At 50.3% G+C, this 22,637-nt stretch carries 18 protein-coding genes; 13 read left to right on the top strand and 5 right to left on the bottom strand.

Annotation, left to right across the window (positions count from 1 at the left end; all coding sequences use genetic code 11):
- Window positions 1–3 precede the first annotated feature (3 nt).
- From dmsB to QEN31_RS14795, 4 genes are all read left to right on the top strand, one after another.
- Complete coding sequence (gene dmsB / locus QEN31_RS14810; protein ID WP_000213069.1) at window positions 4–621, top strand: dimethylsulfoxide reductase iron-sulfur subunit DmsB; 618 nt, start codon at window positions 4–6, stop codon at window positions 619–621.
- 1 nt (window position 622) lies between these two features.
- Complete coding sequence (locus tag QEN31_RS14805; RefSeq protein WP_000534681.1) at window positions 623–1,486, top strand: dimethyl sulfoxide reductase anchor subunit family protein; 864 nt, start codon at window positions 623–625, stop codon at window positions 1,484–1,486.
- Window positions 1,487–1,835: 349 nt separating this feature from the next.
- Window positions 1,836–2,984, top strand: a complete 1,149-nt coding sequence (locus tag QEN31_RS14800) for an MFS transporter (protein ID WP_000109271.1) — start codon at window positions 1,836–1,838, stop codon at window positions 2,982–2,984.
- Window positions 2,985–3,201: 217 nt separating this feature from the next.
- Window positions 3,202–4,623, top strand: coding sequence for an APC family permease (locus QEN31_RS14795; protein ID WP_001134268.1), 1,422 nt, complete (start codon window positions 3,202–3,204; stop codon window positions 4,621–4,623).
- Window positions 4,624–4,915: 292 nt separating this feature from the next.
- Here the strand turns inward: QEN31_RS14795 and pflA are convergent, their stop codons facing one another.
- Together pflA and QEN31_RS14785 are read right to left on the bottom strand one after the other, a co-directional pair.
- Complete coding sequence (pflA, locus tag QEN31_RS14790; protein WP_000067973.1) at window positions 4,916–5,713, bottom strand: pyruvate formate lyase 1-activating protein; 798 nt, start codon at window positions 5,711–5,713, stop codon at window positions 4,916–4,918.
- A 118-nt stretch (window positions 5,714–5,831) separates the two neighbouring features.
- A complete protein-coding gene (locus QEN31_RS14785; RefSeq protein WP_010989001.1) occupies window positions 5,832–6,158 on the bottom strand; it encodes a hypothetical protein in 327 nt (108 codons plus the stop codon).
- Window positions 6,159–6,288: 130 nt separating this feature from the next.
- Here QEN31_RS14785 and sopD2 point away from each other — a divergent pair, with 130 nt between their 5' ends.
- On the top strand, window positions 6,289–7,248 hold the full coding sequence (gene sopD2, locus QEN31_RS14780; RefSeq protein WP_001145561.1) for an SPI-2 type III secretion system effector SopD2: 960 nt from the start codon (window positions 6,289–6,291) through the stop codon (window positions 7,246–7,248).
- Between the two features lie 75 nt (window positions 7,249–7,323).
- Here the strand turns inward: sopD2 and pflB are convergent, their stop codons facing one another.
- The 3 genes from pflB to ycaO all read right to left on the bottom strand — a co-directional run bounded on the left by pflB (window position 7,324) and on the right by ycaO (window position 12,688).
- The gene (gene pflB / locus QEN31_RS14775) at window positions 7,324–9,606 is read right to left on the bottom strand and encodes a formate C-acetyltransferase (RefSeq protein ID WP_001292799.1); all 2,283 of its coding nucleotides are present in this window, start codon (window positions 9,604–9,606) and stop codon (window positions 7,324–7,326) included.
- A gap of 59 nt (window positions 9,607–9,665) precedes the next feature.
- On the bottom strand, window positions 9,666–10,523 hold the full coding sequence (gene focA, locus QEN31_RS14770; protein WP_000642539.1) for a formate transporter FocA: 858 nt from the start codon (window positions 10,521–10,523) through the stop codon (window positions 9,666–9,668).
- Window positions 10,524–10,927: 404 nt separating this feature from the next.
- On the bottom strand, window positions 10,928–12,688 hold the full coding sequence (gene ycaO / locus QEN31_RS14765; RefSeq protein WP_000194823.1) for a 30S ribosomal protein S12 methylthiotransferase accessory factor YcaO: 1,761 nt from the start codon (window positions 12,686–12,688) through the stop codon (window positions 10,928–10,930).
- Window positions 12,689–12,824: 136 nt separating this feature from the next.
- Here ycaO and QEN31_RS14760 point away from each other — a divergent pair, with 136 nt between their 5' ends.
- From QEN31_RS14760 to QEN31_RS14725, 8 genes are all read left to right on the top strand, one after another.
- A complete protein-coding gene (locus QEN31_RS14760; RefSeq protein WP_000642866.1) occupies window positions 12,825–13,517 on the top strand; it encodes a DUF421 domain-containing protein in 693 nt (230 codons plus the stop codon).
- A 185-nt stretch (window positions 13,518–13,702) separates the two neighbouring features.
- Window positions 13,703–14,791: a 3-phosphoserine/phosphohydroxythreonine transaminase gene (serC, locus tag QEN31_RS14755; protein WP_000079584.1), complete on the top strand. Its 1,089-nt coding sequence runs from the start codon at window positions 13,703–13,705 to the stop codon at window positions 14,789–14,791.
- Window positions 14,792–14,861: 70 nt separating this feature from the next.
- Window positions 14,862–16,145, top strand: coding sequence for a 3-phosphoshikimate 1-carboxyvinyltransferase (gene aroA / locus QEN31_RS14750; protein ID WP_000445178.1), 1,284 nt, complete (start codon window positions 14,862–14,864; stop codon window positions 16,143–16,145).
- A 142-nt stretch (window positions 16,146–16,287) separates the two neighbouring features.
- On the top strand, window positions 16,288–17,049 hold the full coding sequence (locus QEN31_RS14745; protein WP_000792312.1) for a M48 family metallopeptidase: 762 nt from the start codon (window positions 16,288–16,290) through the stop codon (window positions 17,047–17,049).
- 172 nt (window positions 17,050–17,221) lie between these two features.
- Complete coding sequence (gene cmk, locus QEN31_RS14740) at window positions 17,222–17,905, top strand: (d)CMP kinase (protein WP_000125006.1); 684 nt, start codon at window positions 17,222–17,224, stop codon at window positions 17,903–17,905.
- 113 nt (window positions 17,906–18,018) lie between these two features.
- A complete protein-coding gene (gene rpsA, locus QEN31_RS14735; RefSeq protein WP_000140324.1) occupies window positions 18,019–19,692 on the top strand; it encodes a 30S ribosomal protein S1 in 1,674 nt (557 codons plus the stop codon).
- Between the two features lie 155 nt (window positions 19,693–19,847).
- The gene (gene ihfB, locus QEN31_RS14730) at window positions 19,848–20,132 is read left to right on the top strand and encodes an integration host factor subunit beta (RefSeq protein ID WP_000167332.1); all 285 of its coding nucleotides are present in this window, start codon (window positions 19,848–19,850) and stop codon (window positions 20,130–20,132) included.
- A 229-nt stretch (window positions 20,133–20,361) separates the two neighbouring features.
- Entirely contained in the window at window positions 20,362–22,626 is a 2,265-nt protein-coding gene (locus tag QEN31_RS14725; protein ID WP_099949685.1) for a ComEC family protein, read from the top strand.
- Window positions 22,627–22,637 lie beyond the last annotated feature (11 nt).

Here is a 22,637-nt window from a genome sequence, read left to right as displayed (position 1 = left end):
CCGATGACAACCCAGTATGGATTTTTTATTGATTCCAGCCGTTGCACCGGTTGCAAAACCTGCGAACTGGCCTGCAAGGACTACAAAGATTTGACCCCGGATGTCAGCTTCCGCCGCATTTATGAGTATGCGGGCGGCGACTGGCAGGAAGATAACGGCGTCTGGCACCAGAACGTCTTTGCCTACTATCTCTCCATCTCCTGTAACCACTGCGAAGACCCGGCCTGCACCAAAGTCTGCCCGAGCGGCGCGATGCACAAGCGCGATGACGGTTTTGTGGTGGTGAACGAAGAGGTCTGTATCGGTTGCCGCTACTGCCACATGGCCTGCCCGTACGGCGCGCCGCAGTACAACGCGGCCAAAGGTCATATGACCAAGTGCGATGGCTGTTATGACCGGGTGGCGGAAGGTAAGAAACCGATTTGCGTCGAATCCTGCCCGCTGCGGGCGCTGGACTTTGGTCCTATCGATGAACTGCGCAAAAAACACGGTGAGCTGGCTGCCGTCGCGCCGTTGCCGCGCGCGCATTTCACGAAGCCGAATATTGTGATTAAACCCAACGCCAACAGCCGCCCGACCGGGGACACCACCGGTTATCTGGCCAATCCGAAGGAGGTATAAGATGGGAAGTGGATGGCATGAATGGCCGTTGATGATCTTCACGGTCTTTGGTCAGTGCGTGGCCGGTGGTTTTATTGTTCTGGCTCTGGCGCTGATGAAGGGCGACCTGCGCGCGGAAACGCAGCAGCGGGTGATCGCCTGTATGTTTGGTCTGTGGGTGCTGATGGGGATTGGCTTTATCGCCTCGATGCTGCATCTGGGCTCGCCGATGCGCGCGTTTAACTCGCTTAACCGCGTGGGTGCTTCCGCACTGAGCAATGAAATTGCCAGCGGCTCGGTGTTTTTTGCGGTCGGCGGGATCGGCTGGCTGCTGGCGGTACTGAAAAAGCTGCCGCCGGCACTGCGCACACTCTGGCTGATTATCACGATGGTACTGGGCGTCGTCTTCGTCTGGATGATGGTACGCGTCTATAACAGCATCGATACAGTACCGACCTGGTATAGCGTCTGGACGCCGCTGGGCTTCTTCCTGACGCTCTTTATGGGTGGCCCGCTACTGGGTTATCTGCTGCTGCGCATCGCGGGCGTGAACGGTTGGGCGATGCGTTTGTTGCCTGCGGTTTCGGTGCTGGCGCTGGTGGTTATTGCCATTATGGTGGCCATGCAGGGCGCGGAACTGGCGACGATTCACAGTTCCATTCAGCAGGCGTCTGCTCTGGTGCCGGATTATGGTTCGCTGATGGCCTGGCGTATGGTGCTGCTTGCGGCGGCGTTGTGCTGCTGGATTGTGCCACAGTTAAAAGGGTATCAACCTGCGGTACCGTTGCTCTCTGTCGCCTTCATTCTGATGCTGGCGGGGGAATTGATTGGCCGCGGCGTATTCTATGGGCTGCATATGACCGTGGGCATGGCGGTAGCCAGTTAACGCGTTGACGCGCATTCGGCCTGCAGAACGTGCAGGCCGAATTCGCCTTTAGCCGCCATCAATCTAAGGAATATAACCGGGGCGGAGAAGGCGCATATAAATCCATAGAGAAGAAAACGAAGCTAAAGGAACCATGAAATTTTTCGACTGAACAAAACGCCGATTTTGCGGGTTAGATTAATAAAAACAAGAGGATGAATTTTTAGCCTTTCAATATATTCACGCGCAGAATAAGTAAATCAAATCGATAGTCTCAAAACTTGCGGATCGCCCATGCGGAGCCGATTGACAATGTTTTTGGCGATGGCATGATGCGCATGAAATTTGAACTTCCTCACGGTTTTTATTCATGTCCACCTATACCCGTCCCGTCATGCTTTTGCTGTGCGGGCTACTTTTGTTGACTCTGGCCATTGCGGTACTGAATACGCTTGTGCCGCTGTGGCTTGCTCAGGCAAACCTTCCGACCTGGCAGGTGGGGATGGTCAGCTCGTCTTATTTTACCGGCAATCTGGTCGGGACGTTATTTACCGGGTATTTAATTAAACGCATTGGGTTTAACCGTAGCTATTATCTTGCCTCGCTGATCTTCGCCGCGGGTTGTGTCGGATTGGGGGTGATGGTGGGGTTCTGGAGCTGGATGAGCTGGCGTTTTATTGCCGGTATCGGCTGCGCCATGATTTGGGTGGTTGTCGAGAGCGCGTTGATGTGCAGCGGAACCTCGCATAATCGCGGGCGCCTGCTGGCTGCCTATATGATGGTCTATTATATGGGGACCTTCCTTGGACAATTATTGGTCAGTAAAGTATCTGGTGAATTGCTGCACGTTCTTCCCTGGGTGACCGGAATGATTCTGGCGGGAATTCTGCCGCTACTCTTTACCCGAATTGTAAATCAGCAAACGCAGGCACGTCATTCCTCTTCTATTAGCGCCATGCTGAAGCTACGCCAGGCGCGTCTTGGCGTGAATGGTTGTATTATTTCCGGCATTGTTCTTGGTTCATTATATGGCCTGATGCCGTTATATCTGAAGCATCAGGGGATGGCTAACGCCAGCATCGGTTTCTGGATGGCGGTGCTGGTGAGTGCCGGTATTTTGGGGCAATGGCCAATGGGACGTCTGGCGGACAAATTTGGTCGCTTGCTGGTGTTACGCGTACAGGTATTCGTTGTCATACTCGGCAGTATTGCCATGTTAACCCAGGCGGCGATGGCGCCAGCTCTGTTTATTCTGGGGGCGGCGGGTTTTACGCTTTATCCCGTTGCAATGGCCTGGGCCTGTGAAAAAGTCGAACACCACCAGCTTGTGGCAATGAACCAGGCGCTGTTGTTAAGTTATACGGTAGGGAGCCTGTTGGGGCCGTCTTTTGCTGCGATGTTAATGCAGAATTATTCAGATAATCTGCTGTTTATTATGATCGCCAGCGTATCGTTTATTTATCTGCTGATGCTGTTACGTAACGCCGGCCAGACGCCTAATCCTGTCGCCCACATCTGACTGTTCTCTGAATCGTATGCAGGACGTGAGTCTTGCATACTCTTTGTTTATGTTTTACGTGAAATAATTGACCTGCATAATTTTCTTGCTTTACTGAAAAATAAAATGTGCCGAAGGTTATAATTTTGCGCTCCTCTATTTTCTCTCTTCGTCTTTACCGCGCATAATTCCCCGCTTCATTTATAGTAATAGCATTGTGTTCACGAAGGATCGCGTTATGCCGAATGTGCAGGAAAAACAGTTGCGATGGTACAACATCGCCTTGATGTCGTTTATTACCGTTTGGGGATTCGGCAATGTTGTCAATAACTATGCTAACCAGGGGTTAGTGGTTGTCTTCTCCTGGGTGTTTATTTTTGCGCTCTATTTTATTCCTTATGCCTTAATCGTGGGGCAACTGGGCTCAACCTTCAAAGAGGGAAAAGGGGGCGTCAGTACCTGGATTAAGCATACGATGGGGCCGGGGTTGGCTTACCTTGCGGCATGGACTTATTGGGTCGTGCATATTCCCTACCTGGCGCAAAAGCCGCAGGCGATACTCATTGCATTGGGATGGGCTTTAAAAGGCGACGGCTCGTTGATAAAAGAATATACCGTCGTTGCCTTGCAGGGGCTGACGCTGGCATTGTTTGTTTTCTTTATGTGGGTTGCTTCCCGGGGGATGAAATCGCTAAAGGTTGTTGGGTCTGTGGCCGGAATTGCCATGTTTATCATGTCAATTTTATATGTTGTGATGGCAGTGACCGCGCCAGCAATTACAAACGTTGAAATTGCGACCACTAACATCACCTGGCAGTCATTTATTCCTCATATCGATTTTACCTATATCACCACCATCTCTATGTTGGTCTTTGCGGTTGGTGGGGCAGAGAAGATCTCGCCTTATGTCAACCAGACGCGGAATCCAGGAAAAGAATTTCCGAAGGGGATGCTCTTTTTAGCCGTCATGGTTGCGGTCTGCGCTATCCTCGGTTCGTTGGCGATGGGAATGATGTTTGATTCCCGGCATATACCTGACGATTTAATGACCAATGGGCAATATTATGCATTCCAGAAATTGGGTGAGTATTACCATATGGGTAATTCATTAATGGTTATTTATGCCATTGCCAATACTCTGGGGCAAATCGCCGCGCTGGTGTTTTCTATTGATGCGCCACTGAAAGTTTTACTGGGTGATGCAGACACTAAATATATCCCGCAGCGCTTATGTCGTACTAACGCTTCAGGTACGCCTGTTAACGGTTATTTGCTGACATTAGTGTTGGTCGCTATCTTGATTATGTTGCCAACGCTTGGCATCGGCGATATGAACAACCTGTACAAATGGCTGCTTAATCTCAATTCAGTCGTTATGCCGCTGCGCTATCTGTGGGTATTTGTCGCCTTTATTGCCGTCATTCGACTGGCGCAAAAGTACAAACCCGAATATGTGTTTATTCGCAACCGGGCGTTGGCGTTAACTGTGGGAATATGGTGTTTTGCCTTCACCGCGTTTGCCTGCCTTACCGGTATTTTCCCCAAAATGGAGGCGTTCACGCCGGAGTGGACATTCCAGCTGACGTTGAACATCGTGACGCCTTTTGTCCTGGTCGGGTTGGGATTAATTTTCCCACTGCTGGCGCGTAGAAACACATAACGACGCTCTTTTCCACGGCGCTCCTGTCAGGCGAGCGCCTTTTAAGGTTACAGGTGCCTGGGTTCCAGGCGGAGACCACGGTATTAACAGGCGCCGGGGGCAGCAATAGTTGTCAGACCTTCAACCCAGCAGCAGATAAGCGACTCTGTATTTAATACCTGGTTAGCGCAATATTGTTAACCATGCCTGTCTGATGGCGGGGTCGGGTATTTTAGCGGTAAGAGCGTTATCCAGACAGCAAAACGGCTACCGTCATGGGTAGCCGTTTAAAAGCGGGTAAGATAGCAGGCGATTAATACATCACTTTATGACCATACTGCTCAAGAATACCCTTTACACGCTCCATGGTCTCTTTTTTAGGCGGCTTCACGCCATCCAGTTTATATTCTTCGCCCATTGCCACCCATTTATGTTTGCCCAGCTCATGATAGGGCAACAGTTCGATTTTTTCGACATTACCCATATCGCGGGTAAACTCGCCCAGGCGATGCGCGGAATCATCGTCGTCAGACCAGCCGGGAACGACAACGTAACGGATCCAGACCTTCACATTTTTCTTTGATAAATACTGCGCGAATTCCAGCGTCCGGTGATTAGAGACACCGACCAGATTCTGGTGGATCTCATCATTCATCTGCTTGAGATCGAGCATCACCAGATCGGTAACGTCCAACAGTTCATCAATCACCGGGTCATAACGGCGCACAAAGCCGTTGGTGTCGAGACAGGTGTGGATACCTTCTTTTTTACAGGCGCGAAACCAGTCGCGTACAAATTCTGCCTGCAAAATGGCCTCGCCGCCGGATGCCGTCACGCCGCCGCCAGAAGCATTCATAAAATGCCGATAGGTCACCACCTCTTTCATTAAGTCTTCAACGGTGATTTCTTTACCGCCATGCGTATCCCATGTGTCGCGGTTATGGCAATACAGGCAGCGCATCAGGCAGCCTTGAAAAAAGGTAATAAAGCGGATGCCTGGGCCATCAACGGTGCCACAGGACTCAAAGGAGTGAATGCGACCAATAACCGGCTTTTTATCAGCAGTTACTGCAACACTTTCATTTGTAATACAATTGGTTAAGTTACTCATATCGCTTCGGCTAGCTCTAAATAACATGGGGTTTATGGACACATTCCGGGCATGTTGAGCACCCTGGTAAGGGGGTTGCATCCTGTAAAAAAGCGGTACTGCGAGCGTAAATTTTGGACTACAGAATGTGTGGCTGTTCCAGAATGTGCTGCAATGGAGCTATTTTACCTCTATTCAGTATAAAATATACGGCAAATCTATGCTGCATAACTCGCACCGCCAGAAATTCTGGCTCATTCATCAGCTCGTAACGCCTCAACCGCAATACATACTGCAAGTGTATCATCCATAGCGCCCTGGTTTTACTGTTTATGATCCGCCTCTTTTTTCGAATGGTTGGCGCCGTTTTGTTGTGGTCAGAACGAAAATAATTCTCAACATAATTCAGATGTGTCCAAAGAACGTTATGCGCTGTCCAGCGCCTGGCGTCGCATTCAACGCGCAATCAGGTGTAAATCTGATGTCATTTCTAAACCCAGGCTGATTCAATCTCTTAAATAGAGTGTGGTTTTAATCAAAAAATGAGAGCAACGGATTGGATCTTGCTTTCGCGGTAAATAATCAAGGGAGTTATTATGCCAGTTACGTTAAGTTTTGGTAATCGTCATAACTATGAAATTAATCATTCACGGCTAGCCCGTTTGATGAGTCCTGATAAAGAAGAAGCGCTATACATGGGGGTATGGGATAGATTTAAGGACTGCTTCAGAACACACAAAAAACAAGAGGTGCTGGAGGTATTATATACACTCATCCATGGATGTGAACGTGAAAATCAAGCTGAACTTAATGTTGATATAACCGGCATGGAGAAGATACATGCCTTTACACAATTAAAAGAATATGCTAATCCATCTCAACAAGACCGCTTTGTTATGCGTTTTGATATGAATCAGACACAAGTTTTATTTGAGATTGATGGCAAGGTTATTGATAAATGTAATTTGCATCGTCTCCTCAATGTTTCAGAAAACTGTATTTTTAAAGTGATGGAAGAAGATGAAGAAGAGTTGTTTCTTAAAATATGTATTAAGTATGGAGAAAAAATTTCTCGCTATCCAGAATTATTAGAAGGATTTGCTAATAAACTTAAAGATGCAGTTAATGAGGATGATGACGTTAAGGATGAAGTTTATAAGCTTATGCGATCTGGAGAAGATCGAAAAATGGAATGTGTTGAATGGAATGGTACTCTTACTGAAGAGGAGAAGAATAAACTACGCTGTCTTCAAATGGGGTCTTTTAATATTACTACCCAATTTTTTAAAATAGGTTACTGGGAATTAGAGGGGGAAGTCCTGTTTGATATGGTTCATCCAACACTTAGCTATCTGCTACAAGCATATAAACCGTCATTGTCATCTGATTTAATAGAAACTAACACCATGCTGTTTTCTGATGTATTAAATAAGGATTATGATGATTATCAAAATAATAAAAGAGAAATTGATGCTATTCTAAGAAGAATATATAGATCACATAATAACACTTTATTTATAAGTGAAAAGTCGAGTTGTCGCAATATGCTTATATAAAAAGTCATTAAAAAGGCCCCACTGATATGGAGCCTTTTTTGTACGCTTTTTATGGCGTAATTTCAGTCAAACCCATTACATGGTCTGCGTGAAGGTACGAGTAATAACGTCCTGCTGCTGTTCTTTCGTCAGGGAGTTAAAACGTACTGCGTAACCAGATACACGGATGGTCAGCTGCGGATATTTTTCCGGATGTTCCATCGCGTCCAGCAGCATTTCACGGTTCATGACGTTGACGTTCAGGTGCTGACCGCCTTCGATGGACGCTTCGTGGTGGAAGTAACCATCCATCAGACCTGCCAGGTTAGTCTTACGAACTTCGTCGTCTTTACCCAGTGCGTTCGGAACGATAGAGAAGGTATAAGAAATACCATCTTTCGCGTAAGCAAATGGCAGTTTAGCAACGGAGGTCAGAGAAGCGACAGCGCCTTTCTGGTCACGACCGTGCATCGGGTTAGCACCTGGTCCGAACGGCGCGCCAGCGCGACGACCATCCGGGGTGTTACCGGTTTTCTTACCATACACAACGTTAGAAGTAATGGTCAGAACAGACTGTGTCGGGATAGCGCCACGGTAGGTGGTCAGTTTCTGAATTTTCTTCATGAAACGTTCTACCAGGTCAACCGCCATGTCATCTACACGAGCGTCGTTGTTACCAAACTGCGGGTATTCGCCTTCGATTTCGAAGTCGATAGCCAGACCATCTTCGTCACGAATCGGTTTAACTTTCGCATATTTGATGGCAGACAGGGAGTCAGCAGCAACGGACAGACCTGCGATACCACACGCCATGGTGCGGATAACGTCACGGTCGTGCAGCGCCATCAGAGAGGCTTCGTAGCTGTACTTGTCGTGCATGTAGTGGATAACGTTCAGCGCGGTGACATACTGTTTAGCCAGCCAGTCCATGAAGTGATCCATGCGGTCCATCACTTCGTCGAAGTTCAGAACATCGCCTTTGATCGGTTCGGATTTCGGACCAACCTGCATTTTCAGTTTTTCATCAACGCCGCCGTTGATAGCGTACAGCATGGTTTTCGCCAGGTTTGCACGCGCGCCGAAGAACTGCATTTGTTTACCAACGATCATCGGGCTTACGCAGCATGCGATAGCGTAGTCATCGTTGTTGAAGTCCGGACGCATCAGGTCATCGTTCTCGTACTGCAGAGAAGAAGTGTCGATGGAGACTTTAGCGGCGAATTTCTTGAAGTTCAGCGGCAGTTTTTCAGACCACAGAACGGTGATGTTCGGCTCCGGAGACGGCCCCATGGTGTACAGGGTGTTCAGGAAACGGAAGCTGTTTTTGGTGACCAGAGTACGGCCATCAACGCCCATACCGCCGATAGATTCGGTTGCCCAAATCGGGTCGCCGGAGAACAGTTCATCATATTCAGGAGTACGCAGGAAGCGAACCATACGCAGTTTCATGACCAGGTGGTCAATCATTTCCTGTGCGTCTTGCTCGGTGATTTTGCCTGCTTTCAGGTCACGTTCGATGTACGCATCCAGGAAGGTGGATACACGACCGAAGGACATTGCTGCGCCGTTCTGAGATTTAACCGCAGCCAGGTAACCGAAGTAAGTCCACTGGATTGCTTCCTGAGCGTTAGTCGCCGGACCAGAGATATCGCAGCCGTATTTAGCTGCCATTTCTTTGATCTGACCCAGAGCGCGGTGCTGTTCAGCGATTTCTTCACGCAGACGGATAGTCGCTTCCAGATTTACGCCGTTTTCCAGATCGGATTGCAGAGACGTAAACTGTGCGAATTTGTCTTTCATCAGGTAGTCGATACCGTACAGCGCTACGCGACGGTAGTCACCGATGATACGGCCACGGCCATACGCATCCGGCAGACCGGTCAGAACGCCGGATTTACGGCAACGCAGGATGTCCGGAGTATAAACGTCGAACACGCCCTGGTTGTGAGTCTTACGGTATTCGGTGAAGATTTTTTTGATCATTGGGTCCAGCTCGCGATTGTACGCTTTGCAGGAACCTTCAACCATTTTGATGCCGCCGAACGGGATAATCGCACGCTTCAGCGGAGCTTCAGTCTGCAGACCAACAATTTTCTCAAGCGCTTTGTTGATGTAGCCAGCGTCGTGAGAAGTGATGGTGGAAGCAACGGAGGTGTCAAAGTCAACAGGCGCGTGAGTGCGGTTTTCCTGTTTAACGCCTTCCATTACGCTGTCCCACAGCTTGGTGGTCGCGTCAGTAGCGCCAGCCAGGAAGGACTCGTCACCCTCATACGGAGTGTAGTTTTTCTGAATGAAGTCACGGACGTTTACTTCATTCTGCCAGTCACCTTTGGTAAAACCTTCCCAGGCTGTGGCTAACTTTTCATTAAGCTCGGACATGTAACACCTACCTTCTTAAGTGGATTTTTTATTTACTGCGTGTAATGGGCATCAACAGATTAATGATGCTCGTTACCACGCAGGTAAATGACCCAGTATGTCAACCCGACCAACAAACCGCCGCCGATAATATTACCGATCGTGACCGGAATCAGGTTATCAGTGATGAAGCTCATCACGGTCAGGTGAGAAAAACTTTCCGGAGACGAACCAACCGCGGTCCAAAACTCCGGTGTAGCAAAATCGCGTATTACAATACCCATAGGAATCATAAACATGTTTGCGATACTGTGCTCAAAACCGCTGGCGACAAACATGGCGACGGGCAGTACCATGATGAACGCTTTGTCCATCAGGCTACGACCTGAGTAGCTCATCCACACGGCCAGACAAACCATCAGGTTCGCCAGAATACCGAGGCAGACAGCTTCAATAAAAGTGTGGTGCATTTTGTGGTCGGCGGTTTGCAGGACGTTAAGTCCCCATTGACCGTTGGCAGTCATATACTCGCCGGAAAGCCACATCAGTAACACGAAAAGCAGAGCGCCAATCAGGTTACCAAAATAGACGTTTAACCAGTTTTTAGCCAGTTGCCCCCAGGTGATGCGACCGCTAGCTTTAGCTACAACGATCAGAACAGTAGAGGTGAAGAGATCAGCGCCGCAAATAACACAGAGAATCAGTCCCAAAGAGAAACAGATACCCCCGATAAGTTTCGCCATGCCATAAGGCATCGCGCCAGTACCGGTTGTCGCAGTAATATAAAAAACAAAGGCAATTGAAATGAATACGCCGGCGGTAATCGCCAGATAGAAAGTCTTAAGCGGATGTTTCGTTGCTTTATAGACGCCTGCTTCTTCAGCCACTTTGGCCATTGCTGCAGGGAGTAAAAGGTCAAAAGGGTTGTCAGCTTTCACACTAACTCTCTCTTTATTAAGTCGGCGACGAGATACTAACAAAGCATTATAGATGAGAATTTGATATAGATCATATCTCGCCTGGCTTATAGGCCCGTAAGTCGCATGGCTTTTATGCAATTACGGTGTAACTTTTTGATTATCCTAATAAAAATAAATTTTAAAAATTATAAATAGAGTTGAATTTTTTCCTGACTCCTCCTGCTGCACGGTTAATTAATATGGAGTAATCAACAAATAAAGTAACATCACTATGTCAATTAATTTAATATCAACAACCAATATTTAACCTTGTTATTACATTTTTCGCCGTTTAGCGAAAATAAATAAAACGGGGCCGCAAAGGCGCCCCGTAATATAACGCAGCCGAGAGGGTAAACCTACCCTAAGTCACTCATATGGCCTTATTTTGACCAGTATGCCGCTTTCGCGCGCTGTAATTTATCATACGCTTTTAACAAGGACTGATGCGCCGGGAACGCTTGTAGATCGTGGTCGACAGCCGGTAGTCCATAAAAAGCCGCTTCACCGCTAAGCGCGGCGCTGGCGGCCTCTACAGCCTCTGCGCCATACATTTTTATAAAAGCATTGAGATATTGCAGTGGCTGACGCGCATCTTCTTGCGACAGGAGCAGCAGAGTTTGCAGGCAACGGTAATAGTTTGCGCGTGTCGGACTAAAGACCGACGAATTGAACTCCATCGTCCATTCTGTCCAGATTAGCGCCTGCTCCAAATCGCCGCCCGCTAACGCTAACATTGCTTTTAATTCGCCGACGCGCAGTGTATACCAACCATTGTCCGCTCCGGTCGCCAGACCCAACAGTTCACGCACGCGGGTGAAATCGTCAAAACCTTCTTCATCCAATTGTTCAATCAGATTGAGATAATCTTCTTTATTCCAGGCGCTACCGGGCAGCGAAAGCAGAGTCTCACGAAGATGGCTACCCATATTGTTGTTGGCCAGCCACAGATCTTCGGCAGGATAAATATCAGACATTCCCGGTACGATAATACGACAGGCGTATACGCCGAGATGCTCGTAATCGGCAATGTAAACTTCTTTATCTTCAGCAGCAAAGATGGCCATCAGCGTGGCGAATTCTTCTTCGGTAGTGCCGGAAAAACTCCAGTCCGTGAACGGATAATCGGCGTCCTGTTTGAACAGATCCCAGGAAATCAGGCCGCTAGAGTCGATGAAGTGGGTCTCCAGATTAGTGTGCTCCGCGACTTCTTCATCATCGAACGTTGGTGGCGTGAAGACATCAAGATCTTTCAGACCGCGTCCCTGGAGTAGCTCGGTCACTGTACGCTCCAGCGCAACGCCAAAGTCAGGATGGGCGCCAAAAGAAGCAAAGCAGGTACCGTTAGCCGGGTTGAACAGCACGACGCAGATAACCGGATACTTACCGCCCAGCGAGCCGTCATAGGCGAAAATCGGGAAACCCTCGGCTTCCAGCGTGGCGATTGACTCCATTACCGCCGGATAACGCGCCATCACCTCTGCGGGAATCTCCGGCAGACTGATACTTTCCGCAATGATGCGATTTTTCACATAACGCTCGAAGACTTCCGACAGTCCCTGAACGCGGGCTTCATTACGCGTATTGCCGGCGGACATTCCGTTAGAGACGTACAGGTTGCCGATGATATTCATCGGAATATACACGGTCTGGTTATCGGACTGACGGGTAAATGGCAGGCCGCAGACGCCGCGAGCTTCATTGCCGGACTGAAGATCAATTAACTGGCTTCCGGTGAGTTCATTTTCCGGATCGTAAAACGCGCGCAGACGGGCATCAAGCAAGCCTTCCGGTACGTCGTCATTTTCAGTCAGCGGGAACCACTTTTCGTTCGGGTAATGCACGAATGGCCCATTGGCGACCGTTTCGCCAAGCCAGAAATCAGCAAAGAAGTAGTTGGTTGACAGACGCTCGAAGTATTCGCCCAGCGCCGAGGCCAGCGCCGCTTTTTTGGTCGCGCCTTTTCCGTTGGTAAAGCATAACGCGCACTCTTTATCGCGAATATGCACTGACCAGACGTTTGGCACCGGGTTCAGCCAGGAGGCCTCTTCGATGTGAAAGCCGAGGTCGAGTAACTTTTGCTGGAAGCGGGCGATGGAGTCTTCCAGCGCGGCGTCTTTGCCGGGAATAAATGTTTGCGTCATGAAAATCACTTTTGTCGTACGGAAAGCGCGCAATGATACGGGTTTTATGTGACGGGCGCTATCTCGCCGGGACATCGGCGGAAATAAAAGTATTGGCTATGCTTTTACACTGGCATTCACAGGAAGAGCATAAAAAATGAAAGCATTTGATTTGCAACGAATGGCGCTGGATAACGTGCCGGTAGCGTTTTTGGGGGAAGTGGCGCTGCGTAGCTTTTACACCTTTGTTCTGGTGTTTCTTTTCTTAAAGGTGACAGGACGACGCGGCGTACGGCAAATGTCGCTTTTTGAAGTGCTGATCATTTTGACATTGGGGTCGGCGGCAGGCGACGTCGCGTTTTATGATGACGTTCCGATGCTCCCTGTTCTGGTGGTATTCATCACCCTGGCGCTGCTCTATCGCCTGGTTATGTGGCTGATGGCGCATAGTGAAAAGTTGGAAGATCTGCTGGAAGGCAAGTCGGTGGTCATTGTTGAAGACGGCGAACTGGCGTGGGAAAAACTGCAGCGCTCGAACATGACGGAGTTTGAGTTTTTTATGGAGCTTCGCTTGAATGGCGTTGAGCAACTGGGGCAGGTCAGACTGGCCATCCTGGAGACAAACGGACAAATCAGCGTCTATTTCTTTGAAAATAAAGACGTTAAGCCGGGGTTAAGCATTCTTCCTGAGCACTGTACGCCACGCTTTATCGTGGCGCCGGAGGCTGGCGACTATGCCTGCGTACGTTGCAGTGAAGTGATACGCATGAACGCCGGGGAAAAGCAATTATGTCCGCGCTGCGCAAATCCAGAATGGACGAAGGCAAGCCGGGCTAAACGCGTTGTTTAACAGCGAAAATATCGGATTTATACGGTTAATCCGGAAGATTCTGTTGTGTGACGCATGCCGCATTTTCTCCTCGCATTGTTTTACCCATTGCGGCGCGTGTCACTGAATGATAAAACCGATATTCACATGAATAACGTTTGCCTGATGTCTGTCAGGCAGGAAACAATGCAGCGTGGTGAGGGGAAATGGCTCAGGTCTTTAATTTTAGTTCAGGTCCGGCGATGCTACCGGCGGAAGTACTTAAACTGGCGCAACAGGAACTGTGTGACTGGCACGGTCTTGGTACGTCGGTAATGGAAATTAGCCATCGAGGCAAAGAGTTTATCCAGGTCGCTGAAGAGGCGGAGCAGGATTTTCGCGATCTCCTTAATATCCCCTCCAACTATAAAGTTTTATTTTGTCACGGCGGCGGTCGCGGGCAGTTTGCTGGCGTGCCGCTCAATCTGCTGGGCGATAAAACCACGGCGGATTATGTCGATGCCGGTTACTGGGCGGCGAGCGCCATCAAAGAAGCCAAAAAATACTGTGCGCCGCAGATTATCGACGCCAAAATCACCGTGGACGGCAAACGTGCCGTAAAACCGATGCGCGAGTGGCAGCTTTCCGATAATGCCGCTTATTTGCACTATTGCCCGAATGAGACCATTGACGGCATCGCCATCGATGAAACGCCGGATTTTGGCCCGGAGGTGGTCGTCACGGCGGACTTTTCTTCTACCATCCTGTCTGCGCCGCTGGACGTCTCTCGCTATGGCGTAATTTATGCTGGCGCGCAGAAGAATATCGGTCCGGCAGGACTGACGCTGGTTATCGTCCGGGAGGATCTGTTAGGCAAGGCGCATGAGAGCTGCCCGTCCATCCTCGACTACACCGTCCTGAATGATAACGACTCGATGTTTAATACGCCGCCGACTTTCGCCTGGTATCTTTCCGGTCTGGTGTTCAAATGGTTGAAAGCGCAGGGCGGCGTGGCGGCGATGCACAAAATCAATCAGCAAAAAGCGGAGTTGCTGTACGGTGTGATTGATAACAGCGATTTCTACCGTAACGATGTCGCACAGGCCAACCGTTCGCGGATGAATGTTCCGTTCCAGTTAGCGGACAATACGCTGGACAAGGTCTTTCTGGAAGAGTCTTTCGCCGCCGGTCTGCACGCCTTAAAAGGGCACCGTGTTGTTGGCGGTATGCGCGCCTCTATCTATAACGCCATGCCGATTGAAGGGGTAAAAGCGCTGACCGATTTCATGATCGATTTTGAGCGTCGCCACGGCTAATACGTTTCTTTTTTCATCCCCACGGCCAGTCTGTGGGGTTTTTATTTCTGTTTTTTGAGAGTTGAGTTTCATGGAATCCCTGACGTTACAACCCATCGCGCGGGTCGATGGCGCCATTAATTTACCTGGCTCCAAAAGTGTTTCAAACCGTGCTTTGCTCCTGGCGGCTTTAGCTTGTGGTAAAACCGCTCTGACGAATCTGCTGGATAGCGATGACGTCCGCCATATGCTCAATGCCCTGAGCGCGTTGGGGATCAATTACACCCTTTCTGCCGATCGCACCCGCTGTGATATCACGGGTAATGGCGGCGCATTACGTGCGCCAGGCGCTCTGGAACTGTTTCTCGGTAATGCCGGAACCGCGATGCGTCCGTTAGCGGCAGCGCTATGTCTGGGGCAAAATGAGATAGTGTTAACCGGCGAACCGCGTATGAAAGAGCGTCCGATAGGCCATCTGGTCGATTCGCTGCGTCAGGGCGGGGCGAATATTGATTACCTGGAGCAGGAAAACTATCCGCCCCTGCGTCTGCGCGGCGGTTTTACCGGCGGCGACATTGAGGTTGATGGTAGCGTTTCCAGCCAGTTCCTGACCGCTCTGCTGATGACGGCGCCGCTGGCCCCTAAAGACACAATTATTCGCGTTAAAGGCGAACTGGTATCAAAACCTTACATCGATATCACGCTAAATTTAATGAAAACCTTTGGCGTGGAGATAGCGAACCACCACTACCAACAATTTGTCGTGAAGGGAGGTCAACAGTATCACTCTCCAGGTCGCTATCTGGTCGAGGGCGATGCCTCGTCAGCGTCCTATTTTCTCGCCGCTGGGGCGATAAAAGGCGGCACGGTAAAAGTGACCGGAATTGGCCGCAAAAGTATGCAGGGCGATATTCGTTTTGCCGATGTGCTGGAGAAAATGGGCGCGACCATTACCTGGGGCGATGATTTTATTGCCTGCACGCGCGGTGAATTGCACGCCATAGATATGGATATGAACCATATTCCGGATGCGGCGATGACGATTGCCACCACGGCGCTGTTTGCGAAAGGAACCACGACGTTGCGCAATATTTATAACTGGCGAGTGAAAGAAACCGATCGCCTGTTCGCGATGGCGACCGAGCTACGTAAAGTGGGCGCTGAAGTCGAAGAAGGGCACGACTATATTCGTATCACGCCGCCGGCGAAGCTCCAACACGCGGATATTGGCACGTACAACGACCACCGTATGGCGATGTGCTTCTCACTGGTCGCACTGTCCGATACGCCAGTTACGATCCTGGACCCTAAATGTACCGCAAAAACGTTCCCTGATTATTTCGAACAACTGGCGCGAATGAGTACGCCTGCCTAAGTCTTCTGTTGCGCCAGTCGACGGGCTGGCGCGCCGAGTCCGTATTCGCACTATTTTTATAATTATGACTAATGCTAATTTGTTGATGATTTAACACATTGATTTATGTGTTTTTTATAATAGTTATCAACGGAAGATTAGTATGAAAAATAAATCATTACTACTGGCGGTGGCGATTTCCGCCACGCTACTGGCAGGATGTAAAAATGGCGTGAATGGCAATTTAATCGCCAGTTCAGGCATGTCAACCTACAAAGCCGCCACACTGTCCGATGCGGATGTTAAGGCATTATCTAATAATGCCTGTAAACAAATGGACAGCGAGAATCAACTGGCAGGTTCGAAAAGCAAATACACCAAACGTCTGAGCAAAATCGCCAAAGCGCTGGGTAACAACATTGACGGTACGCCGGTTAGCTATAAAGTCTATATGACCAGCGATATCAACGCATGGGCGATGGCGAACGGTTGCGTTCGCGTATACTCCGGCCTGATGGATCTGATGACCGATAATGAAATTGAAGGCGTACTGGGCCATGAACTGGGCCATGTCTCTTTAGGGCACTCTCGCAAGGCAATGCAGACCGCTTATGCCACGCTGGCGGCTCGCGATGCGATTTCCGCCACCAGCGGCGTCGCAGCGCAGCTTTCCCAGTCTCAATTGGGCGATCTGGCGGAAGGCGTCATCAATTCGGCGTTTTCTCGCAGTCAGGAGTCGGATGCGGATGACTTCTCTTACGATCTGCTGAAAAAACGCGGGATTAACACCCAGGGCTTAGTCACGGCATTCGATAAATTCGCCACAATGGACGCAGGTCATGCAAAATCATTGATGGACTCCCACCCGGCTTCAGCCGATCGCGCGCAGCATATGCGCGACAGAATTGCCGAAGATAAAAAGTAAATCATTGTCATCTTTCGGGCTGGTTTCTCGCCGGCCCGCTATAATTGCGCAATTATTCCGCATCTGATTACAGACAAAACTGGTTTTTGCACGCAACGTTAACGGTCGCGAGCGTTGGCGCGTATAATGCGCGGCGTTTACGTTAACGGTACGCCTGTTTAAGGAGATAAAGATGACGGCAATTGCCCCGGTAATAACCATTGATGGCCCAAGCGGTGCAGGTAAAGGCACCTTGTGCAAAGCAATGGCGGAAGCATTGCAATGGCATCTGCTGGATTCCGGCGCGATATACCGCGTACTGGCGCTGGCGGCATTGCATCACCATGTCGATCTCGCCTCTGAAGATGCGCTGGTGCCGCTGGCGTCCCATCTGGACGTGCGTTTCGTCTCAACGGACGGCAACCTGGAAGTTATCCTGGAAGGCGAGGACGTTAGCGGCGAAATCCGTACGCAGGAAGTCGCGAACGCGGCATCCCAGGTGGCGGCATTCCCACGCGTGCGTGAAGCGCTTCTTCGCCGCCAACGCGCATTCCGCGAAGCGCCTGGTTTAATCGCCGATGGACGCGATATGGGGACCGTGGTCTTCCCGGATGCGCCGGTAAAAATTTTCCTTGACGCCTCCTCGGAGGAACGTGCGCATCGACGTATGCTACAGTTGCAGGAGAATGGCTTTAGTGTTAACTTTGAACGCCTTTTGGCCGAGATCAAGGAACGCGACGATCGCGATCGTCATCGTGCCGTTGCGCCGTTAGTTCCTGCTGCTGATGCATTAGTTTTGGATTCTACCCGATTAAGCATTGAGCAAGTGATTGAAAAAGCGTTACAATATGCGCGCCAAAAATTGGCTCTCGCTTAAATGCGACCGAATTTGTAGTACCCCCGTTGCAAAGGATTGACAGCGGGTATGTTAAACAACCCCATCCGGCACGGAGCCAGGTGGACGTTAAATATGAAACCTGAAGATTAAACATGACTGAATCTTTTGCTCAACTCTTTGAAGAATCCTTAAAAGAAATCGAAACCCGCCCGGGTTCCATCGTTCGTGGTGTTGTTGTTGCTATCGACAAAGACGTAGTACTGGTTGACGCCGGTCTGAAATCTGAGTCTGCCATTCCGGCTGAGCAGTTCAAAAACGCCCAGGGCGAACTGGAAATCCAGGTTGGTGACGAAGTTGACGTTGCTCTGGATGCAGTAGAAGACGGCTTCGGTGAAACTCTGCTCTCTCGTGAGAAAGCTAAACGTCACGAAGCATGGATCACGCTGGAAAAAGCTTACGAAGATGCTGAAACTGTTACCGGTGTTATCAACGGCAAAGTTAAGGGTGGCTTCACTGTTGAGCTGAACGGTATTCGCGCGTTCCTGCCAGGTTCTCTGGTAGACGTTCGTCCGGTGCGTGATACTCTGCACCTGGAAGGCAAAGAGCTTGAATTCAAAGTAATCAAGCTGGACCAGAAACGTAACAACGTTGTGGTTTCTCGTCGTGCCGTTATCGAATCCGAAAACAGCGCAGAACGCGATCAGCTGCTGGAAAACCTGCAGGAAGGCATGGAAGTTAAAGGTATCGTTAAGAACCTCACTGACTACGGTGCATTCGTTGATCTGGGCGGCGTTGACGGCCTGCTGCACATCACTGATATGGCCTGGAAACGCGTTAAGCATCCGAGCGAAATCGTGAACGTTGGCGACGAAATCAATGTGAAAGTGCTGAAATTCGACCGCGAGCGTACCCGTGTATCCCTGGGCCTGAAACAGCTGGGCGAAGATCCGTGGGTTGCTATCGCTAAACGTTATCCGGAAGGTACCAAACTGACCGGTCGCGTGACCAACCTGACCGATTACGGCTGCTTCGTTGAAATCGAAGAAGGCGTTGAAGGCCTGGTTCACGTTTCCGAAATGGACTGGACCAACAAAAACATCCACCCGTCCAAAGTGGTTAACGTTGGCGACGTAGTGGAAGTGATGGTTCTGGATATCGACGAAGAACGTCGTCGTATCTCCCTGGGTCTGAAGCAGTGCAAATCTAACCCGTGGCAGCAGTTCGCAGAAACCCACAACAAGGGCGACCGCGTTGAAGGTAAAATCAAGTCTATCACTGACTTCGGTATCTTCATCGGCCTGGACGGCGGCATCGACGGCCTGGTTCACCTGTCTGACATCTCCTGGAACGTTGCAGGCGAAGAAGCAGTTCGTGAATACAAAAAAGGCGACGAAATCGCTGCAGTTGTTCTGCAGGTTGACGCAGAACGTGAACGTATCTCCCTGGGCGTTAAACAGCTCGCAGAAGATCCGTTCAACAACTGGGTTGCTCTGAACAAGAAAGGCGCTATCGTAACCGGTAAAGTCACTGCAGTTGACGCTAAAGGCGCAACCGTAGAACTGGCCGACGGCGTTGAAGGTTACCTGCGTGCTTCTGAAGCATCCCGTGACCGCGTTGAAGATGCGACTCTGGTTCTGAGCGTTGGCGACGACGTTGAAGCTAAATTCACCGGCGTTGATCGTAAAAACCGCGCAATCAGCCTGTCTGTTCGTGCGAAAGACGAAGCTGACGAGAAAGATGCCATCGCAACTGTTAACAAACAGGAAGATGCAAACTTCTCTAACAACGCAATGGCTGAAGCATTCAAAGCAGCTAAAGGCGAGTAATCCTCTGAAACTTCGGGTCTTTTAGTCCGAAGTATAACGAGATTACTTGACAGATTGCAGGTTTCGGCCTGTAATCAAGCACTAAGGGCGGCTACGGCCGCCCTTAATCAATCTCACGGCTGCAGCCAATTTGCCTTTAAGGAACCGGAGGAATCATGACCAAGTCAGAATTGATTGAAAGACTTGCAACCCAGCAATCTCACATTCCCGCTAAGGCGGTTGAAGACGCGGTAAAAGAGATGCTGGAGCATATGGCCTCGACTCTTGCGCAGGGCGAGCGTATTGAAATCCGCGGTTTCGGCAGTTTTTCTTTGCATTACCGCGCGCCTCGTACCGGACGTAACCCCAAGACCGGCGATAAAGTGGAACTGGAAGGAAAATACGTTCCTCACTTTAAACCGGGTAAAGAACTGCGCGATCGCGCCAATATTTACGGTTAAGTTTTAACGCAAAACTTGAACCCGAAAAAAGCACCGTCAGGGTGCTTTTTTCATTTATACGCCGTCAGGCGCAAACGCTATTCGACCGAAAACTGGAAAACGTTTCGCATTTTTTGCTGCGTCTTACATTTATCAGGTAAAAAACCTGGAATCCGCGCCGTATAGCACAAAATCCCCTCCAGACAATGGCGTCCTGAACCTGCACACTTTCCCGCACAGGGAGGTGTCTATGAAGATAACGACGGTCAGCGTATGCGTAGTATGCGGCATACTTCCACTCATGATATTGCCAGTATTACCTGATACGTGGATTCTCGCGGTGCTGTTTTGTCTGGCATGTTTGCTTTGCCTCATACCCCATCACTATGCGCGCTACGCGGCATTAACTTTGCTCTTTTTCATGTGGGGGATATTTGCCGCCAGGCAGGCCATCTGGGCGGGAAACGTCCTGCCCGCCGCGACGCAGGAGGCGACAGTCGTCATTACTGCCACCGATCATATGACCACTCATTATGGGCGAATCACCCATTTGCGCGGAAAGCCGCTCTTTCCTGCTGTAGGGATTGTCCTGCATGGCCAGTACTTACCCACGGAAGTGTGTGCCGGGCAACAGTGGGCGATGACGCTGAAGGTCAGAGCGGTACACGGACAGCTTAACGAAGGCGGTTTTGATAGCCAGCGTTACGCGCTAGCGCAGCACCAACCGTTGACCGGGCGTTTCCTACAGGCTAAAGCGATTAACCCTGAGTGTAGCTTGCGTGGGCGCTATCTTGCTTCGCTTCGCGCTACGCTTGCGCCTTATCCGTGGCAGCAGGTTATTCTGGCGTTGGGAATGGGGGAGCGGGGAGCGGTGTCGCAGGAGGTGAAGGCCGTTATGCGCGATACGGGGACTGCCCATTTGATGGCGATTTCCGGCCTGCATATCGCTTTTGCTGCGTTATTGGCTGCCGGATTAATCCGTGGCGGACAATTCTTTTTGCCGGTCAGATGGATTCGTTGGCAGACGCCATTGCTGGGCGGCATTCTTTGCGCGATATGTTATGCCTGGCTTACCGGCTTACAACCGCCTGCGCTGCGCACGGTGGCGGCGCTGAGCGTCTGGGGAGGATTAAAATTAAGCGGACGACAGTGGAGCGGCTGGCAAGTCTGGTGCTGCTGTCTGGCCGCGATTATTTTCGCCGATCCTGTGGCGGTTATATCACAAAGTCTTTGGCTGTCAGCATTTGCGGTTGCCGGCCTGTTATTCTGGTATCAGTGGTTTCCTGCGCCAAACGGAAATTTTCCACGAGGCTTACGCTGGTTGCTTAACCTGCTTCACCTACAGGCAGGCATTACACTTCTGCTTTTGCCTCTCCAGGTGGCGCTTTTTCATGGCATAAGCGTTACCGCAATGCTGGCGAATCTTTTTGCCGTACCCTGGGTCACATTTGTGACGGTTCCACTCATCCTGGCGGGAATGATTCTGCATTTAATCGGGCCGTTTTTTCTTGAAGAGTGGGTATGGTACCTGACCGATCGCGCGTTAGCCGCGCTATTTTACCTGTTGAATGCTTTACCGCAGGGCTGGGTCAATATTGATAACCGTTGGCAGTGGCTGACGCTTTTACCCTGGTTAACGCTTATCGCGTGGCGATTAAACGTCTGGCGTACCTGGCCGGCGGTTTGTTTATGCGGGTTATTGTTGATGAGCTGGCCACTCTGGCGGCCGATAAACGCCAGCGGATGGCAGGTGCATATGCTGGATGTCGGTCAGGGGCTGGCGATAGCGATCGTCAGGGGCGATAAAGTAATACTCTACGATACCGGTCGGGCATGGCCGGAGGGCGACAGCGGGCAACAGGTTATTATTCCCTGGTTGCGCTGGCATAATCTGACGCCGGAGGGCGTTATTTTGAGTCATGAGCATCTGGATCATCGGGGCGGGCTGCGTTCGCTACAGCAGGTCTGGCCGTCAATGTGGATTCGCAGCCCGTTAGGCTGGCAGGGACATTTGCCCTGTTTTCGTGGCGAGCAGTGGCAATGGCAGGGGCTAACGTTTCAGGCGCACTGGCCGTTACGCGAAAGTGCCGATCGAGGAAATAACCGTTCTTGTGTGGTCAAAGTGGATGACGGTGTACATAGCATCCTGCTCACGGGCGATATCGAAGCGGGCGCTGAACAAAAAATGCTAAGTCGTTACTGGCGACATCTTGCGGCGACGTTTATCCAGGTGCCGCATCATGGTAGTAATACGTCGTCGTCGCTACCATTTATTCAGCGCGTACATGGTGAAGCGGCGCTGGCGTCCGCATCGCGCTATAACGCATGGCGGCTGCCGTCCCGCAAGGTAAAACAGCGCTACCGACAGCAGGCGTATCAGTGGTTTGATACACCCCACCAGGGGCAAATTTCGCTGCGGTTTTCTCCGCAGGGCTGGCGCATACAAGGCTTACGGGATCAAATTTTACCTCGCTGGTATCATCAGTGGTTTGGCGTGTCCGAGGATAACGGGTAGAATATGCGGCT

This window comes from Salmonella sp. SA15303, assembly GCF_029962125.1.
Classification (GTDB): Bacteria; Pseudomonadota; Gammaproteobacteria; order Enterobacterales; family Enterobacteriaceae; genus Salmonella; species Salmonella enterica.
This window is presented reverse-complemented; position numbering and strand designations above follow the sequence as displayed.

Bases quoted from the DNA above. Each gene is read 5' to 3' on its own strand.
- dmsB (WP_000213069.1), top strand. From the start codon at position 4: ATGACAACCCAGTATGGATTTTTTATTGATTCCAGCCGTTGCACCGGT.
- QEN31_RS14805 (WP_000534681.1), top strand. From the start codon at position 623: ATGGGAAGTGGATGGCATGAATGGCCGTTGATGATCTTCACGGTCTTT.
- QEN31_RS14800 (WP_000109271.1), top strand. From the start codon at position 1,836: ATGTCCACCTATACCCGTCCCGTCATGCTTTTGCTGTGCGGGCTACTT.
- QEN31_RS14795 (WP_001134268.1), top strand. From the start codon at position 3,202: ATGCCGAATGTGCAGGAAAAACAGTTGCGATGGTACAACATCGCCTTG.
- pflA (WP_000067973.1), bottom strand. From the start codon at position 5,713: ATGAGTAACTTAACCAATTGTATTACAAATGAAAGTGTTGCAGTAACT.
- sopD2 (WP_001145561.1), top strand. From the start codon at position 6,289: ATGCCAGTTACGTTAAGTTTTGGTAATCGTCATAACTATGAAATTAAT.
- pflB (WP_001292799.1), bottom strand. From the start codon at position 9,606: ATGTCCGAGCTTAATGAAAAGTTAGCCACAGCCTGGGAAGGTTTTACC.
- ycaO (WP_000194823.1), bottom strand. From the start codon at position 12,688: ATGACGCAAACATTTATTCCCGGCAAAGACGCCGCGCTGGAAGACTCC.
- QEN31_RS14760 (WP_000642866.1), top strand. From the start codon at position 12,825: ATGAAAGCATTTGATTTGCAACGAATGGCGCTGGATAACGTGCCGGTA.
- serC (WP_000079584.1), top strand. From the start codon at position 13,703: ATGGCTCAGGTCTTTAATTTTAGTTCAGGTCCGGCGATGCTACCGGCG.
- aroA (WP_000445178.1), top strand. From the start codon at position 14,862: ATGGAATCCCTGACGTTACAACCCATCGCGCGGGTCGATGGCGCCATT.
- QEN31_RS14745 (WP_000792312.1), top strand. From the start codon at position 16,288: ATGAAAAATAAATCATTACTACTGGCGGTGGCGATTTCCGCCACGCTA.
- cmk (WP_000125006.1), top strand. From the start codon at position 17,222: ATGACGGCAATTGCCCCGGTAATAACCATTGATGGCCCAAGCGGTGCA.
- rpsA (WP_000140324.1), top strand. From the start codon at position 18,019: ATGACTGAATCTTTTGCTCAACTCTTTGAAGAATCCTTAAAAGAAATC.
- ihfB (WP_000167332.1), top strand. From the start codon at position 19,848: ATGACCAAGTCAGAATTGATTGAAAGACTTGCAACCCAGCAATCTCAC.
- QEN31_RS14725 (WP_099949685.1), top strand. From the start codon at position 20,362: ATGAAGATAACGACGGTCAGCGTATGCGTAGTATGCGGCATACTTCCA.